We start from the raw sequence: 13,718 nt of genomic DNA on the forward strand, positions 1-13,718 counted from the left end.
CACATCATGGCCAATTCCATCCTCCGCACGAAGCTCGCCGAGGGCAAGTTCTTCGTCGTTCCCGGCGTCCACGACATGATCTCGGCGGTCATCGCCGACAAGGTCGGGTTCGATATCCTCTACGGCACCGGCTATTGGCTGACCGCCTCCGCCTACGGCCTGCCCGACGCCGGGATCGCCAGCTACACGCAGATGGTCGACCGCATGGCGACCATCGCCCGTACCAGCAAGGCGGCGCTGATCGCCGACGCCGACACGGGTTACGGCGGCCTGCTCAACGTCCATCACACCGTGAAGGGCTACGAGGCGGCGGGCGTCACTGCGGTGCAGCTCGAGGACCAGGAATTTCCCAAGAAGTGCGGTCATACGCCCTTCAAGCGGTTGATCTCGCTCGAAGACATGGTCGAGAAGATCAAGGTCGCGTGCGACGCGCGGACCGACAAGGAGAACGTCCTGATCGTCGCGCGGACCGATGCGCGGCAGTCCGAAGGCCTCGACGGATCGCTGCGCCGGCTGGAAGCGTATGCGAAGGCCGGTGCCGACATCCTGTTCCCCGAAGCGCTGCAGAGCGAGGAGGAGATGCGGACCGCCTGCGCCGCGTTCGACAAGCCGGTCATGGCCAATATGGCGAACGGTGGGCTTTCGCCGGTGCCGAATGCTTCGGTGCTGGTGGAACTCGGCTATGCGTTCGCGATCTATCCGTCGCTGACCAGCCTGGTGGCGGCGACCGCGATGGAGAGGGCACTGATCGACCTGAAGCAGAACGGCGTTGGCGAGCCCGCCGACATCTTCGATTTCAAGGAGTTCTGTTCGCTGATCGGCTTCGAAGACGTCTGGGCGTTCGAGAAGAAATGGGCCAAGGGCGACGCATGACTCTTCAGATCACGGCGGCCGTGCTCGGCCGGAGCGGCGACAACCCGCGTCCTTATGCCGACACGCCGCCGCTGACGCTGAAGACGCTAACGCTCGACGATCCGAAGCCCGGCGAATTGCTGGTGCGGATCGATGCCGCCGGGATCTGCCATTCCGACCTGTCGGTGGTGAACGGCGATCGGCCCCGGCCGATGCCGATGGCTTTGGGGCACGAAGCCGCGGCGACGGTCGTCGGGCTCGGCGATCCGGCGGACGCGCACTTTGCCGTCGGCGATCAGGTCGTACTGGTGTTCCTGCCCTCGTGCGGCGAATGCGTGGCATGCGCGTCGGGGGAGGGGTATCTCTGCCCCAATGCTGCCGCAGCGAACGGCGCGGGCGAACTGATGCGTGGCGGCGGCCGCCTTTCGGACTGCGGCGAGGCGGTGCACCACCATCTCGGCGTGTCGGCATTCGCGACGCATGCGGTCGTCGATCGCCGCTCGGCCGTGAAGGTCGATCGCGATATTCCGGCGGAGACCGCGGCGCTGTTCGGCTGCGCGGTGCTGACGGGCGTTGGTGCTGTAATGAACACGGCACAGGTGCGGCCGGGTGAGAGCGTGCTAGTTTACGGGCTCGGCGGGGTCGGCCTTGCCGCGCTGCTCGGAGCCCTCGCAGCAGGCGCGCAACCCGTCACCGCGGTCGACCCTTCGCCTGAAAAGCGCGCGCTGGCCCTCGAACTGGGCGCTACGCAGGCCGTATCGCCCGACGAGGCGGCGTCGTTACCGAAAACCGACGTCGTGATCGAAACGGTCGGCAAGGCCGCCGTGCTGGCGCAGGCCTATGCCGCTGCGCGTCGCGGTGGACGCGTCGTCACGGTCGGCCTGCCCAATCCGTCCGAGATGCTGTCGATCCCCGCGGTGTCGCTGGTCGCAGACGGCAAGACGCTGATGGGCAGCTACATGGGCTCGTCGATCCCGGCCCGCGACATTCCGCGCTACGTGGCGCTGTGGCGGGCGGGGCGGCTTCCGGTCGAGCGGTTGCTCACCTCGATCAGCCCCTTGTCTGAAATTAACGGCCTGCTGGATCGACTGGCGAGTGGCGAAGCCATCCGGCAGGTGGTCAAACCTTAAGATGATGGCCTGTCCGCCAGGCGGATAAAGATTGTCACGTGGCGGTCAACCGCGCATTCCCTGTCATGTTGGTGTCACAACACGGCTTCGGAGACTCGCGAGCATGGAAAAGGGTGTGCCCATCCGATCGATCAGCCGGTCGATCGCCGCGCTGAAGGCGATCAACCGCCACGGCTCGCTGTCGATGATGGAGATCTCGAAAGCGTCCGAAGTCCCGTACCCGACCGCGTGCCGGATCGTACAAACGCTGTTGTATGAGGGACTTATCGAGCAGGAACCGGCGCGTAAGCGGTATCGGCCGACGGCGATGGTGCAGACGCTGGCGCATGGCTTCCAGCAGGACGACCGGCTGGTGAAGGCGGCGCGGCCGCATATCGTCGAGTTGACCCGACGGTTCGGCTGGCCGGTCTCGATCGCGACGCGGGTCGGACGTAACATGATGCTGCGCGATTCGACCCACGCGAACACGTCGCTGACGTTCGAGCAATATTATCCCGGCTTCACGCTGCCGATCCTCGACAGCGCATCGGGCAAGCTCTCGATGGCGTTCGCGCCGGAGGAGGAGCGGTTGATGATCCTGAAATGGATGCGTGTCTCGCAGGAGATCGACCTGCAATATCTCGCCACCGCGCAGGCCAGCCTTGATGTCGAACGCATCCGGCGACAGGGCTATGCGGTGCAGGGGCGCAATCACTTCAACCTCACGCCGGGCAAGACCTCGTCGATCGCCGTGCCGATCTTCAGGAACGGCGTGTTCGAGGCGGCGATGACGATGGTGTTCTTCGTGACCGCGATGAAGCTGGAGGTGGCCTTGGAGACGTATCTGGAGGAGCTGAAGGCGGCGGCGATCTTGATCAGTCACGATCTGAGCGAGGGGGCGGCGGCTTAGACCGGCATTCGCCACCACCACCCCGGCGAAGGCCGGGGCCCAAGTGGAAAGGTGGCAATGATGACGGGCCGCCCTCCAGTATAACCGTCCCCCAATTGGGCCCCGGCCTCCGCCGGGGTGGTGGTTTTGGGGGAGGTACCCTCACAACCGCGCCGTTACTGCCTTCGTCTCGAGATACGCATCGAGCCCTTCACGACCGAACTCGCGACCCCAGCCCGACTGACCGTACCCGCCGAACGGGATGTTCGTCCCTACTGCGCCGTGGCAGTTGATCGACACCTGGCCCGCCCGAATCCGCGATACCAGGCGGTGCGCCGAGGACAGGCTCTGCGTCCAGACGCTCCCGGACAGCCCGAACGGCGTGTCGTTCGCCAGCCGCGCGATCGCGTCGAGATCGTCGGTCGCGAACTTCGACACCGCCATCACCGGGCCGAAAATCTCCTCGCGCACGACGGCCATTTCGGGCCGGGTATCGGTGAAGATCGTCGGCTGGATGAAATTGCCCGGTCGGTCCAACCGCTTGCCGCCAGCAACCAGCGTCGCACCCTCGGCGATCGCGCCATTGATGTAGCCCATTACCTTGGCGGTATGCCCGTCCGAGATCATCGGCCCGAGCATCGTCGAGGGATCGAGCCCGTGGCCAAGCGTCATGCCGCCGGCAAATGCCGCCAGCCCCTCGACCAGTTGATCGTGGACGCTCTCGTGGACGAAGATCCGCGTGCCGGCCATGCAGTTCTGGCCCTGCAGGAAGAACGTCGCCATCGCCACGCCGGGGATCGCCAGCGCGAGATCGACGTCGGCCAGGACCACCACGGGTGACTTGCCGCCGAGTTCGAGCGAGACTTTCTTGAGGTTGCCGATCGCCGCCTGGACGATCCGCTTGCCCGTCGCGGTCGAGCCGGTGAACGAGATCTTGTCGACATCGGGGTGTTCGGCGAGCGCTGCCCCGACGCTCGAACCGAAGCCGTTGACGATGTTGACCACGCCGTCGGGGAAACCGGCGTCGAGGATCACCTGGCCGAGCCGGAGCATCGACAGCGGCGTCTCTTCGGACGGCTTGATGACTACGGTGCAGCCGGCCGCCAACGCCGGCGCGAGCTTCAGGATCGCGGTGGACAGCGGCACGTTCCACGGCACGATCTGGCCGACCACGCCTACGGGTTCGCGCAACGTATAGGTCAGCGCTTCGGCTTCGGCGGAGACATGGCGGGGCGGGGCGGTCGTCGTGCCTTCGATCCGCATGATCCCGCCGGCATAATAATCGACCATCTCGACGCAGTTCGCGACCGTCAGGCGTGCGATGAACATCGGCATGCCGTTGTCGATCACGTCGAGTTCGGCGAGCACCTGCGCGTCGTCGTTCATGGCGCGCGCCAGCCGCATCAGCAGCGCGGTGCGCTCGGCGACGGTCAGCCGCGACCATGGCCCCTCGAACGCCCGTCGCGCTGCCGCGACCGCGCGATCGATATCGCTCGCGCCACCGATCGCGAACCGCGCGAGGATCAGCCCGGTCGCCGGATCGCGCGTCCTCATCGTCTCGCCGGTCTCGCCGTCGACCCACGCGCCATCGATCAGCAGCTTGTGCGACTGGCCGAGAAACGCGTGCGTCTCGGGCGCGATGGCGTGGCCGTCGAAGGGCACGATGTTGGCGGTCATACGGGTACGCTCCGGCAATCATAATCGAACAGGCCGAGGCTTTCCTCGTCCTTCATCGCGCCGAGCCCGAATAGCGCGGCGTCGTCCGCCTGCATGCGATCGGCGTTGGCGTTGGACTCGGCCTGGATGAAGCTTGCGCGGTCGTGGCGTGCCGCGACGTAGCGGCGCAGGCCTTCTTCCGTCGTCTTCGATGCGGCGAGCGCACGCGACAAGACAACCGCATCCTCCAGCGCGCAGGCGGCGCCGTGGCCGAGGAACGGCGTCATCGCATGCGCGGCATCGCCGAGCAGCGCGACGTTGCCGTCGATCGTCCAGTCGGGCAGCGCGGCGCGTGCGTTGATCGCCCATTTGAACAGCGGGACCGTCGATGCCGCCGCGATCATCGCCTGGACCTCGTCGGACCAGCCCGCGTACGTAGCGGCAAGATCTGCGGGATCGGCGGGCAGCGTCCAGCCATCCTCGGTCCAGCCGTCCTGCCGCGCGAAGAACACCATGTTGAGCAGACTGCCGCCACGCACGGGATACCGCGTGATCATCTTGCCGGGGCCGATATGGATCCCCGGCCATTCGGTAACCGAGCTGATCGCGTCGTCGACAGGCACCAGCGCCCGCCATGCGACATGGCCGGTGAACTTGGCAGGCGTCGTTTCGAACCGCTGGCGGACGACGGACTTCACGCCGTCCGCGCCTATGATTACCTCACCCTCGACGCGGCTGCCGTCGGCGAGGGTCACTGTGGTGTCTTCGGTCGACGCGGCGGGGGCGCTGGTGCGCAGGTCGACGCCCGCCTCAGTCGCCGCGCGGACCAATTCGGCGTGCAGGTCGGCGCGGTGGATCGTCACATAGGGCGCGCCGTATTTCGCGCGCGCGCTCGCCCGTTCCATCGGCACGAGCACGCGGTCGTCCTGCCAGTGCTGGATGCGCTGGCGCGTGGGCTCGACACCGGCGCTGGCGACCGCCTCCATCACGCCGATATGGTCGAGCGCCTTCATCGCGTTGGGCGACAACGTGACCCCCGCGCCGATATCGCCGAACTGCGGTGCTGCCTCCAACAACGTCACCGGAAAGCCGGCCTGCGCGATCGCGGCGGCAGCGGTCATCCCGCCGATGCCGCCGCCGACGATCGTGATCCGTTCGCTACGGGCCACCTTAAGTAGCCTGGCCGAGCTGACCGGGAATATGCGACTCATGGTTCTGGAGATACCAGTCGGCAATCTCCTCGCGGGTCGCCCACCAGACGCCGGGCAACGACTTCGCATGTTCGATGAACTCACGCAGCGCGCGGATGCGGTGCGCGCGGCCCGAGACGTGCGGGTGGAGCCCGACGTTCATGATCCGGCCGGTGGTCGCGCCTTCCTCGTACAGCACGTCCAGCTCCTCGATCAGCGCCTGCGAGAACTGGTCGGTGGTGAAGTTCTTGCGCGTGATGAAGGTGAAGTCGTTGATCTCGTTCGAATAGGGCACCGACACGATCGGCCCGTTCGGCGTCTTCAGAAGATAGGGCTGATCGTCGTTCATGATGTCGCAGTAGAAAGTGCAGCCATATTCCGCGAGAATGTCCGCGGTCTGCATCGTGCCCCGTAAGGACGACGACAACCAGCCCTTCGACTTCCGCCCGGTGAACTTCTCGAACTGGTCGAGCGTCCGCAGCACGATCTCGCGCTCCTTCTCCGGATCGCCTGCGAAGTTGGTCAGCAGCTCGCCCTGCTCCCAATTGTGCGTGAGCAATTCCCAGCCGCGCTCCAGCACCGCATCGGTCATCGCCCCGCGCCGTTCGAAAGTCACGCCGTTGGTGGTGCAGCTCGCCTTGACGCCAAGCTTGTCGAACAGTTCGAACAACCGCCAGATGCCGACCCGCTGGCCATATTCGCGCCAGCTGTAATTCGGGAAATCGGGAACGTTGCCGGGCAGGATATCGGGCAGGATCGACGGACCGCCGGCATAATAGGGCTTGTCGGTATCCTTGGTCAGATCCCAGGTCTCGAGATTGAACGTCAGGATCAGCGCGACGCGCGCACCGTTTGGCCACACGAGCGGCTGACGGGCGGGAAGCGGAATGTAATCATAGTCCATGCGCGTACTCCTGGGGGTCAGCAGTGGCTGAGCAGATGGCCGAAGCCGTCGATCTGATCGGAAATGCCCATCGTTCTGAGCGCGTGCCAATAGGTCGCGGTATTGATCGCGATCACCGGTTTCTCCAGCCAGAATTCGGCAATTGCCGCAACCTCGGCAAAGGCGAGATTGGTACCGGCCTGGATGATCGCGTCGACGCCGTCCGAGACGTCGATCGCGGCCTGTTTCAGTATCTGCTTGGATTCATGGGCAATCATCATCGGCGAGGGCGATTTCAGGCCGACGAGATTGACCACCTCGTAACCCTGGTCCTCGAAGAACTTTTGCACGTTGCGGTCGCCGACCGGCATGTACGGCGTGATGATGCCGATCTTGCGGATGGGCTTGCGATCGGCTTCGTACGCCTTGATGGCCGCATCGACCGCGGTCGATCCCATGATGACGGGTACGCCGCCGGTCCGCTCGACCATCTTCTTGTGAAGCCGGTCCGCACCCTCCGCACCATCCCAGAACGTCTCGGCCGACATGCCCATGACGACGCAGCCCGGGTCCATCGACATCGACACGTCGACCGCGTCGAAGGTCGAGGCGCGGATGGTGTTCAGCATCACCATGAAGCTGTCGTCGTCGGTCACCTTGGTGTCGGGGATCGCGATGCGGCTGAAGTGATTGGTCACGCCGCGCGGCTGCATCCGGGCGTATTCGGGTTCCACGCTGGTGTTGGTGGACGGCGCGACGACCGCGAACTTCATCCGTGACCCGAGAGAATCTACCATCCGTGCGCCTCCTGTAAGCGACGCTCACACAACCATCCGGCGGCATGGACCGTAACGGTTTCGGATATATGTCTCCGCTTGGCGGTCATTCGAAAGCGGGCTGACCCGATTGTTCATGCGGTTCAGCACGCCTGTTTGGTCGTCTGTCGAACAGTATTGATCCATGCGCAGGCCGGTTTTCGCACGGCCGCTACCCCAATGCGACGAGTAGGCGATTGTACGGGGGAAGCTGTGTGGCGGACATGACCGGAACGAACACGAAGATCCGGCGAACGCAGGTCGTCGTCGCAGGTGGTGGCCCAGTAGGGGCGGTGGCGGCGTATCGGCTCGCGATGATGGGCATCGACACGATCCTGGTCGAGGCGTTGCCTGACTGCCCGGAGGACATGCGCGCCTCGACGCTGCATCCGCCAACGCTCGACATGCTCGCCGAGTTGGGCGTGCTGGGCGAACTAGAGCAGGTCGGCTTGCGTGCACCGACCTATCAGTATCGCAACCGTCGCAGCGGCGGCGTGATCGAACTCGACCTTGGCGAACTGGCGGACGTGTCGGCGCATCCGTATCGGCTGCAATGCGAACAGTTCAAGCTAGCCCGGCTGCTGACAGCCAAGCTCGATGCGCTGCCGAATGGCGAAGCACAGTTCCAGCGGCGCGTGCTGGCCTATGACCAGGACGTCAACGGCGTGACGGTATCGGTCGAGACGCCGATGGCGATCGAGACGATCCGCGCGGACTATCTGATCGCCGCGGATGGCGCCAATTCGACGGTACGCAAATGGACGGGCACGAGCTTCGACGGTTTCACCTATCCCGAACGTTTCCTGACGCTGTCGACGCGCTATCCGATCGAGCAGCATTTCGACGGGCTGGCTGGCGTCAACTACGTGTCGGATCGCGACGAATGGTGCGTGCTGCTGCGTGTGCCGGAGTTCTGGCGCGTGCTGGTGCCGACCAACATTGCCGCGCAGGATGCCGACCTGCTGTCCGATGCGAAGAAGAACGCGGTGTTCGACGGCCTTGTCGGTGACGGCACCAAGGTCGAGACGTCGCACCGTACGCTGTACCGCGTGCATCAGCGCGTTGCGGGTGCGTTCCACCACGGCCGCGTGCTGCTCGCCGGCGACGCGGCGCATCTCAATAATCCGCTCGGCGGGTTCGGGATGAATTCGGGGATTCATGACGTGTGGAACCTGACAACCCGGTTGCGCGACATCATCCTGGACGATGCCGACGCGGAGTCTTCGCTGGCGCATTACGACCGCCAGCGGCGGACGATCGCCAACACCTTCGTCCAGTCGCAGACGATCGCGAACAAGAAGATGATGGAGTCGCAGGGGGATGGTCGCAGCGAGCAGGAAGTGCGGCTGGCGGCGCTGGCGGATGATCCGGAGAAGCGACGCGCATATCTGTTGCGCCAGTCGATGTACGAGAGCTTGAGGGACGAGGCTGCGATCGTTTGAGAGCGCTGTACCTTGCAGGCTTTTCACCACCCCGGCGAAGGCCGGGGCCCAATTGGGGGACGTTCCTAACGGAGCGCAGCGCGTCGTTGTTGCCACCTTACCAATTGGGCCCCGGCCTCCGCCGGGGTGGTGTTGCTTGGAAAGGGCCCATTGCCATTTCAGCTGCCCCGTTCTCTCGCGAGGGCGGGAGTCCAGGGTCACGGGCGGTAACGCTTGCGACTCGTGTTCCCCTGCTTTCGCGGGGGAACACGAGTTAGGTCAGGCCGTTAGTCGAGGCCTATACGCTCACCCCTCGGCGATCTCCGCGATCGTCGAGCGATACCCCTCGTGCGTCGCAGCCTGCCCGGCCTCATGCGCGTCCTTGCGCATCAGATAGAACAGCCGCTCCAGGAAGTCCTGACGCCAGGCCTCGCGCGTCTCCAGCGCAGCCTGGTCCAGTTCCAGCGTCTCGATCCCAGCCGCCAGGTCGATGCCATGCTTCGCCGCGACCCGCTCGACCGAGTCCAGCCGGTCGTGGACAACGGAAATCTCGTTCGCCAGCACCATGATCATCGACATCGCCTGGTCCATGCCCGGCGCCTCGTAGAACACCGGCCGCTTGCCCTTGGCGTCCTTGACAACGTGCGGGCGGTCTTGGGTCTCGGTCGTCATGCTGCCAGTGCCTTTGCGAGGGGTTTGCGAGCGATCAGGACTTCCCAGCCGCCGCCGGGGGCGAATTCGCCCGCGGTGAAGTCGCGCTCGGCGACCGCGGTTGCGGCTTCCTCGCTATAGCCGCCGGATTGCGCGGCGAATTCCATCACCGCCATCGGCGCGGTATCGAAGCGCACCTCGGAACGATCGAACCCGGCCTTCTCGGCAAGCGCGACCTGATCGGTATCGCGCATCGCGCCCCAGAACGGCTCGTTGTTATACCAGGTCTCGTTGTCGAGGATGAACTGCGTGAACGGGTCCATCAGGTCGAACGGCGGCAGATCGGCGTGGATCATGTACCCGCCCGGCGACAACAGGCGCGCGCACTCGTCGAAGATCCGCGGCATCGCCTTGCCGCTGGTCTCGTGCAGCAGGATGTGGCTGACGATCAGGTCGAAATGGCCATCGGGGAAGCGTGTCTCCTCGGCATTCATCTGCGCGAAATTGACGTTCAGCCCGACCCCCGCGGCGCGCGCGTGCGCGTAGCGGATCTGCGGTGCGGCGACGTCGATCCCCCAGATTTCGGCGTCCGGAAACAGCTCGGCATAGGGGAGCGTCGAATGGCCCACCGTGCAGCCCATGTCGAGGATCCGCTTCGGCGAGAATCCCTTGAGGTTGCGCTTGACGTAATTACATACCGACCGACCCATGTCGTCGTTCATCGGCCCGGTATAGCCCATCGCGTAGAGGTACACGCCGCGATCGTAGAGCACGCCGACCGACACGTCGTCGGGCGCGACCTCGGTCGCATAGCCGCCTGGCATGCAATGAATATCCAGCGCGGTGATGTAGCGCGGCGTCTCGAACGTCTCGGGGATGTCGAGCACTGCGCTCGATCCGGCTGAGAGCGCCTTGGCCTTTTCGATCAGCTCGGGCAGTTCGCGCTCGACGCTGATGTTGGTCGCTTCCCACAGCAGTTCCTGCGCGGTGCGGTTGGCCGAGGCGTAGTGCTGGAAATACAGGTCGTCGACCATCGCGGTCCGGATGTCGCGGCGATCGGCCGGCGCGCGGCCATGCTCGCGCTCGAACGCCTTGGAGACGCGGCCGCCGTAGACGGGCCCGAGACCGGGCAGCAGATTGGACTGGATGAACCCCTTGAAGCTCTTGGTGAACTCCTGCCGCGCTGCCTCGTCGTGCGTGACGGTCGGCAGCATGGGATGCAGCGCCTGCTGGAAGGTGTTGAGCATGTACTAGAACTCCAATGCTGGCTGGTGCCAATTTTGCGGAACTCACGGACCGCAAGATAGGCGTTGTGGAGATTTATCCGCCTGACGGATATCTGTTCGAAACCGCGCTTCGTCAGTCGGGGTCGACGAGCAGGCGCATCTCGACCGTGCCCGCACCGACGCGGAGCGCCGCAGCGGCGAGATATTCTGCCGATTTGGCATAGCTGCGTGCGGCTTCGGCGGACGGGTAGCGGCTGACGACGACACGCTCGCTGGGCGAGACGTCGCCTTCGAGCACTTCGCTGATGGCACCGCGGACGATATATTCGCCGCCATGGCGTTCGCTGAGACCGGCGATGGCCTTGCCGTACGCGGCGAAGCGGACCGGATCGGTGATGTTGACGGTCGCGATGATGTAGGCGGCCATGGCGATATCCTTGAAGCTGACGGGGAAGCGGTCAGCCTAGCTCCGACCGCCGATGCGCGAAGGCCATGCGTGTCGCTGTCCGCCTGCCGGTCAAAGACCGAGCGCGCCGGGGTTCATCAGTCCCTTGGGGTCGAGCGCCGCCTTGATCCCGAGCAGGAGCGCGCGCGCTTGCGGGTCGAGCCGATCGCGATAGGGATAGGCACGGCCGATCTGGAAATGCGCGGCACCGAACTGTTGGTACAGCGCGATGATGTCCGCTTTCAGTTGGTGCGTGTACGCGCGGGCTTCGGCGTTCTCGGCATAGGGTTTCAGGCTGGCGACATGGTCGGGCGCGAGCGTATTGCGGTGATAGTCGGTGCGATCGTCGGGCCAGTAGAGTGCGACCTCGTAGAGGAAGCCGCTCGATCCTGCTGGGCTGAACATCGTGCCGGACCATATGCCAAGCCGATCCATCTCCGTCTTGCGCGTCTCGTACAATGCCTTGAGCGCGTCGTGGAACGGCACGACCTTGTCGTGCTGCAGCACGCCGTGGATCGGGACCCAGCGTTCGCCGCTGGGCCCCAGGATGTTGGTCAGCGGCGCGAATGGCAGCGAGCGGACGAAGCTCGGCACGCTGTTGGCGATCTCGCGGCCATATGGCGCGATCACGGCGCGGAGCTTGGTTGCGCGCGCGACGGCGTCGGTCGCGTCGACGCCCTCGATGATGAAGTGGCACATATAGTCGCCGGCCTGCATCGCCTTGTCGCCGGCCAGCGCCATGCGGATCAGCTGCTTCACGCCGACGAACGCGTTGGGGGCCTTGGCAAACAGCTCGCGGGCGATCTTCAGCTTGGCGCCGACGCCGTCCTGGCGAGCGATCTGGCCCTGCGACAGTGCGAGATCGAGGCCAAAATGCGAGTCGTCGAGGCCTTCGCGTTGCGCCTTGCTGACGCCAGCATGGCACGCGGCGAAACTGTCGAATGCGAAGCTGACGGCCTCGGAATGCGGCCGGATCGCGATCAGCGGCAGGCGGATCGTCGCCTTGATCCCCAATGCGCCGCAGTCGCCGGTGAACAGCCCGGTGAGATCGGGGCCATAATAGCGCGTAGCCTGCGAGGTGCCGGTCTTGAGCAGGTCTCCCGACGCGAGCACTACGTCGAGCGACAGCACCGACTGCGCGGAGATGCCATAGGCGCCGCTGCCGTGGCTCAGCGTATTCTGGCTGATGCCGCCGCCGACCGTGGCGACAAGCCCGGAGAAGGGACCCCAGAACGGCGTGCGCAGACCGTGTACCGCCAGCGCGTCCTTGAGCTTGGCCCAGGTTGCGCCAGCGCCGACCGTGACGACCGCGTTGTCGACATCGACCTCGATGCTGTCGAGCGCACCGGTGTCGAACACGACGTGCCCGCCCGCATCGACCAGATAGCCGTCGGTGTACGAGGCGCCGCCGCCGCGAGGTACCATCGCGACGCCCGCCGCCGCGCAGACGCGGACCGCGGCCTGCAGCGCCTCGACCGTCGTGGGGCGAACGATCAGGGCAGGGACGCCGGCCCCGCGATAGACATCGTTGCTCATCACGGCGCGAGCGGCGGGATCGTCGCTGACCGCATCCTTGCCGATGGCGGCGATCAGGTCGTGCATCAACGTCATCATCATCCCCGGATCGTCAGCGATACCAAGCACCGCCAGTGCATCATGCGGACGCGTGATGCGAGCGTGGCAGGTGCGCTATCCGATACTCGATGACGCGATCCGTCCGCGAACCTATCCGCCTGGCGGCCAAACCCGACGCTGCGAACGACTGTCGGTCGCGCTTGGCCATTCTGGCCGAATGACAGAGGCATCATCGCTCGAATCCGTTCGCACCGACATCGGAGTAACCCCCATGACCCGCGCGCCGTTGATCGTATCGGTCGGCATCGCCGACGCGCGCCTGAACGATCCCGCCTGGGCGGCAAAGATCGTCGCGCTCGCCAGTACCGCCCGGGTTGCGCTGTTGCTGCTCGGCGATGGCGGTGCGGCGGGGTTCGATTCGATCGCGATCGGCAAGTCGATGGCGCCGGACGCCGGTGGCCTCGCCTTCGTGCCCACGGTGGATACCGGGTTCGACAACCCCGTGACCGTCGCGCCGTCGCTCGTCGAACTCGACCGGCTTGCGTCGGGTAATGCCGGTTGGCAGCCGACGACGCTGGTGCAGCCGCACACCGCGCAGAGCCTAGCCGACGGGGTCGACTTCGTTGCCGCCACGCATGCCCTGTGGGCGGAGCACGAGCGGCCGGTGCTGGTCCAGAGCGACGCGGACCCCCTCTGGTCGCGGATATCGCCGGACATCGTCGTCATCGACCGCGATTCTCCCGCACCCAAGGCTGGTCCGAAGGTGCTGCTGCGTACCTTCACGGCGATGGCGGGGCTCGACCAGATCGAGGCGCTGTATCTGGAAGGGGTCATCGACGGCATCCACCTGACCCCGCCCGATATGGAGGAGGGGCTCAAGGCATTCGCGGAAACGATGCTGCCGGCGCTGATCGCCCGCGGGCTTGTCCTGGCGGAGGAACCGGAGGGTTCGCTCAGGGCGCGGCTGGGGATCGCCTGAAGCCGCATTGCTCTCCCGTTTCCGCGG

General features: G+C 65.4%; 13 protein-coding genes. 5 read left to right on the forward strand and 8 right to left on the reverse strand.

Annotated elements, in window-relative coordinates:
* Positions 1 to 6 precede the first annotated feature (6 nt).
* The 3 genes from AC3D24_RS04090 (at position 7) to AC3D24_RS04100 (ending at position 2,871) form a co-directional block, all read left to right on the forward strand.
* Positions 7 to 873 carry an isocitrate lyase/PEP mutase family protein gene (locus AC3D24_RS04090; RefSeq protein ID WP_489028444.1) on the forward strand — a complete coding sequence of 289 codons (867 nt, stop codon included), beginning with the start codon at positions 7 to 9 and terminating at the stop codon, positions 871 to 873.
* A complete protein-coding gene (locus tag AC3D24_RS04095; protein ID WP_489028446.1) occupies positions 870 to 1,982 on the forward strand; it encodes a zinc-binding dehydrogenase in 1,113 nt (370 codons plus the stop codon). The genes AC3D24_RS04090 and AC3D24_RS04095 overlap by 4 nt, the downstream gene beginning before the upstream one ends.
* Before the next feature lie 115 nt (positions 1,983 to 2,097).
* Positions 2,098 to 2,871, forward strand: coding sequence for an IclR family transcriptional regulator (locus AC3D24_RS04100; protein ID WP_489028448.1), 774 nt, complete (start codon positions 2,098 to 2,100; stop codon positions 2,869 to 2,871).
* A gap of 141 nt (positions 2,872 to 3,012) precedes the next feature.
* On the opposite strand, the gene AC3D24_RS04105 is transcribed toward AC3D24_RS04100, so the two are convergent.
* From AC3D24_RS04105 to AC3D24_RS04120, 4 genes are read right to left on the reverse strand one after another with little or no spacing between them, the layout of a single operon-like run.
* Positions 3,013 to 4,527: an aldehyde dehydrogenase family protein gene (locus tag AC3D24_RS04105; protein ID WP_489028450.1), complete on the reverse strand. Its 1,515-nt coding sequence runs from the start codon at positions 4,525 to 4,527 to the stop codon at positions 3,013 to 3,015.
* Complete coding sequence (locus AC3D24_RS04110) at positions 4,524 to 5,786, reverse strand: FAD-dependent monooxygenase (protein WP_489028452.1); 1,263 nt, start codon at positions 5,784 to 5,786, stop codon at positions 4,524 to 4,526. Before AC3D24_RS04110 ends, AC3D24_RS04105 begins: the two co-directional genes overlap by 4 nt.
* Positions 5,677 to 6,600: a polysaccharide deacetylase family protein gene (locus AC3D24_RS04115; protein ID WP_489028454.1), complete on the reverse strand. Its 924-nt coding sequence runs from the start codon at positions 6,598 to 6,600 to the stop codon at positions 5,677 to 5,679. Before AC3D24_RS04115 ends, AC3D24_RS04110 begins: the two co-directional genes overlap by 110 nt.
* 17 nt (positions 6,601 to 6,617) lie before the next feature.
* Positions 6,618 to 7,376, reverse strand: a complete 759-nt coding sequence (locus AC3D24_RS04120; protein WP_489028456.1) for a maleate cis-trans isomerase family protein — start codon at positions 7,374 to 7,376, stop codon at positions 6,618 to 6,620.
* Between the two features lie 242 nt (positions 7,377 to 7,618).
* Here AC3D24_RS04120 and AC3D24_RS04125 point away from each other — a divergent pair, with 242 nt between their 5' ends.
* On the forward strand, positions 7,619 to 8,836 hold the full coding sequence (locus tag AC3D24_RS04125; protein WP_489028458.1) for an FAD-dependent oxidoreductase: 1,218 nt from the start codon (positions 7,619 to 7,621) through the stop codon (positions 8,834 to 8,836).
* 285 nt (positions 8,837 to 9,121) lie between these two features.
* Here the strand turns inward: AC3D24_RS04125 and AC3D24_RS04130 are convergent, their stop codons facing one another.
* From AC3D24_RS04130 to AC3D24_RS04145, 4 genes are all read right to left on the reverse strand, one after another.
* Positions 9,122 to 9,487, reverse strand: a complete 366-nt coding sequence (locus AC3D24_RS04130; protein ID WP_489028460.1) for a hypothetical protein — start codon at positions 9,485 to 9,487, stop codon at positions 9,122 to 9,124.
* Positions 9,484 to 10,713, reverse strand: a complete 1,230-nt coding sequence (locus AC3D24_RS04135) for a class I SAM-dependent methyltransferase (RefSeq protein WP_489028462.1) — start codon at positions 10,711 to 10,713, stop codon at positions 9,484 to 9,486. Before AC3D24_RS04135 ends, AC3D24_RS04130 begins: the two co-directional genes overlap by 4 nt.
* 112 nt (positions 10,714 to 10,825) lie before the next feature.
* A complete protein-coding gene (locus AC3D24_RS04140) occupies positions 10,826 to 11,119 on the reverse strand; it encodes a DUF1330 domain-containing protein (RefSeq protein WP_489028464.1) in 294 nt (97 codons plus the stop codon).
* Positions 11,120 to 11,209: 90 nt separating this feature from the next.
* Positions 11,210 to 12,781 carry an FAD-binding oxidoreductase gene (locus tag AC3D24_RS04145; RefSeq protein WP_489028465.1) on the reverse strand — a complete coding sequence of 524 codons (1,572 nt, stop codon included), beginning with the start codon at positions 12,779 to 12,781 and terminating at the stop codon, positions 11,210 to 11,212.
* 202 nt (positions 12,782 to 12,983) lie between these two features.
* On the opposite strand from AC3D24_RS04145, the gene AC3D24_RS04150 reads away from it, so the two are divergent.
* Entirely contained in the window at positions 12,984 to 13,691 is a 708-nt protein-coding gene (locus AC3D24_RS04150) for a hypothetical protein (protein WP_489028466.1), read from the forward strand.
* Positions 13,692 to 13,718 lie beyond the last annotated feature (27 nt).

The sequence above is a fragment of the Sphingomonas sp. SL1004 genome (genome assembly GCF_057815015.1).

What these genes read in the sequence shown, in the direction of transcription:
- AC3D24_RS04090 (WP_489028444.1), top strand. Translation starts at nt 7, where the DNA reads ATGGCCAATTCCATCCTCCGCACGAAGCTCGCCGAGGGCAAGTTCTTC.
- AC3D24_RS04095 (WP_489028446.1), top strand. Translation starts at nt 870, where the DNA reads ATGACTCTTCAGATCACGGCGGCCGTGCTCGGCCGGAGCGGCGACAAC.
- AC3D24_RS04105 (WP_489028450.1), bottom strand. Translation starts at nt 4,527, where the DNA reads ATGACCGCCAACATCGTGCCCTTCGACGGCCACGCCATCGCGCCCGAG.
- AC3D24_RS04110 (WP_489028452.1), bottom strand. Translation starts at nt 5,786, where the DNA reads ATGCGAAGTCGTTGCCCGGCGTCTGGTGGGCGACCCGCGAGGAGATTG.
- AC3D24_RS04115 (WP_489028454.1), bottom strand. Translation starts at nt 6,600, where the DNA reads ATGGACTATGATTACATTCCGCTTCCCGCCCGTCAGCCGCTCGTGTGG.
- AC3D24_RS04120 (WP_489028456.1), bottom strand. Translation starts at nt 7,376, where the DNA reads ATGGTAGATTCTCTCGGGTCACGGATGAAGTTCGCGGTCGTCGCGCCG.
- AC3D24_RS04125 (WP_489028458.1), top strand. Translation starts at nt 7,619, where the DNA reads ATGACCGGAACGAACACGAAGATCCGGCGAACGCAGGTCGTCGTCGCA.
- AC3D24_RS04130 (WP_489028460.1), bottom strand. Translation starts at nt 9,487, where the DNA reads ATGACGACCGAGACCCAAGACCGCCCGCACGTTGTCAAGGACGCCAAG.
- AC3D24_RS04135 (WP_489028462.1), bottom strand. Translation starts at nt 10,713, where the DNA reads ATGCTCAACACCTTCCAGCAGGCGCTGCATCCCATGCTGCCGACCGTC.
- AC3D24_RS04140 (WP_489028464.1), bottom strand. Translation starts at nt 11,119, where the DNA reads ATGGCCGCCTACATCATCGCGACCGTCAACATCACCGATCCGGTCCGC.
- AC3D24_RS04150 (WP_489028466.1), top strand. Translation starts at nt 12,984, where the DNA reads ATGACCCGCGCGCCGTTGATCGTATCGGTCGGCATCGCCGACGCGCGC.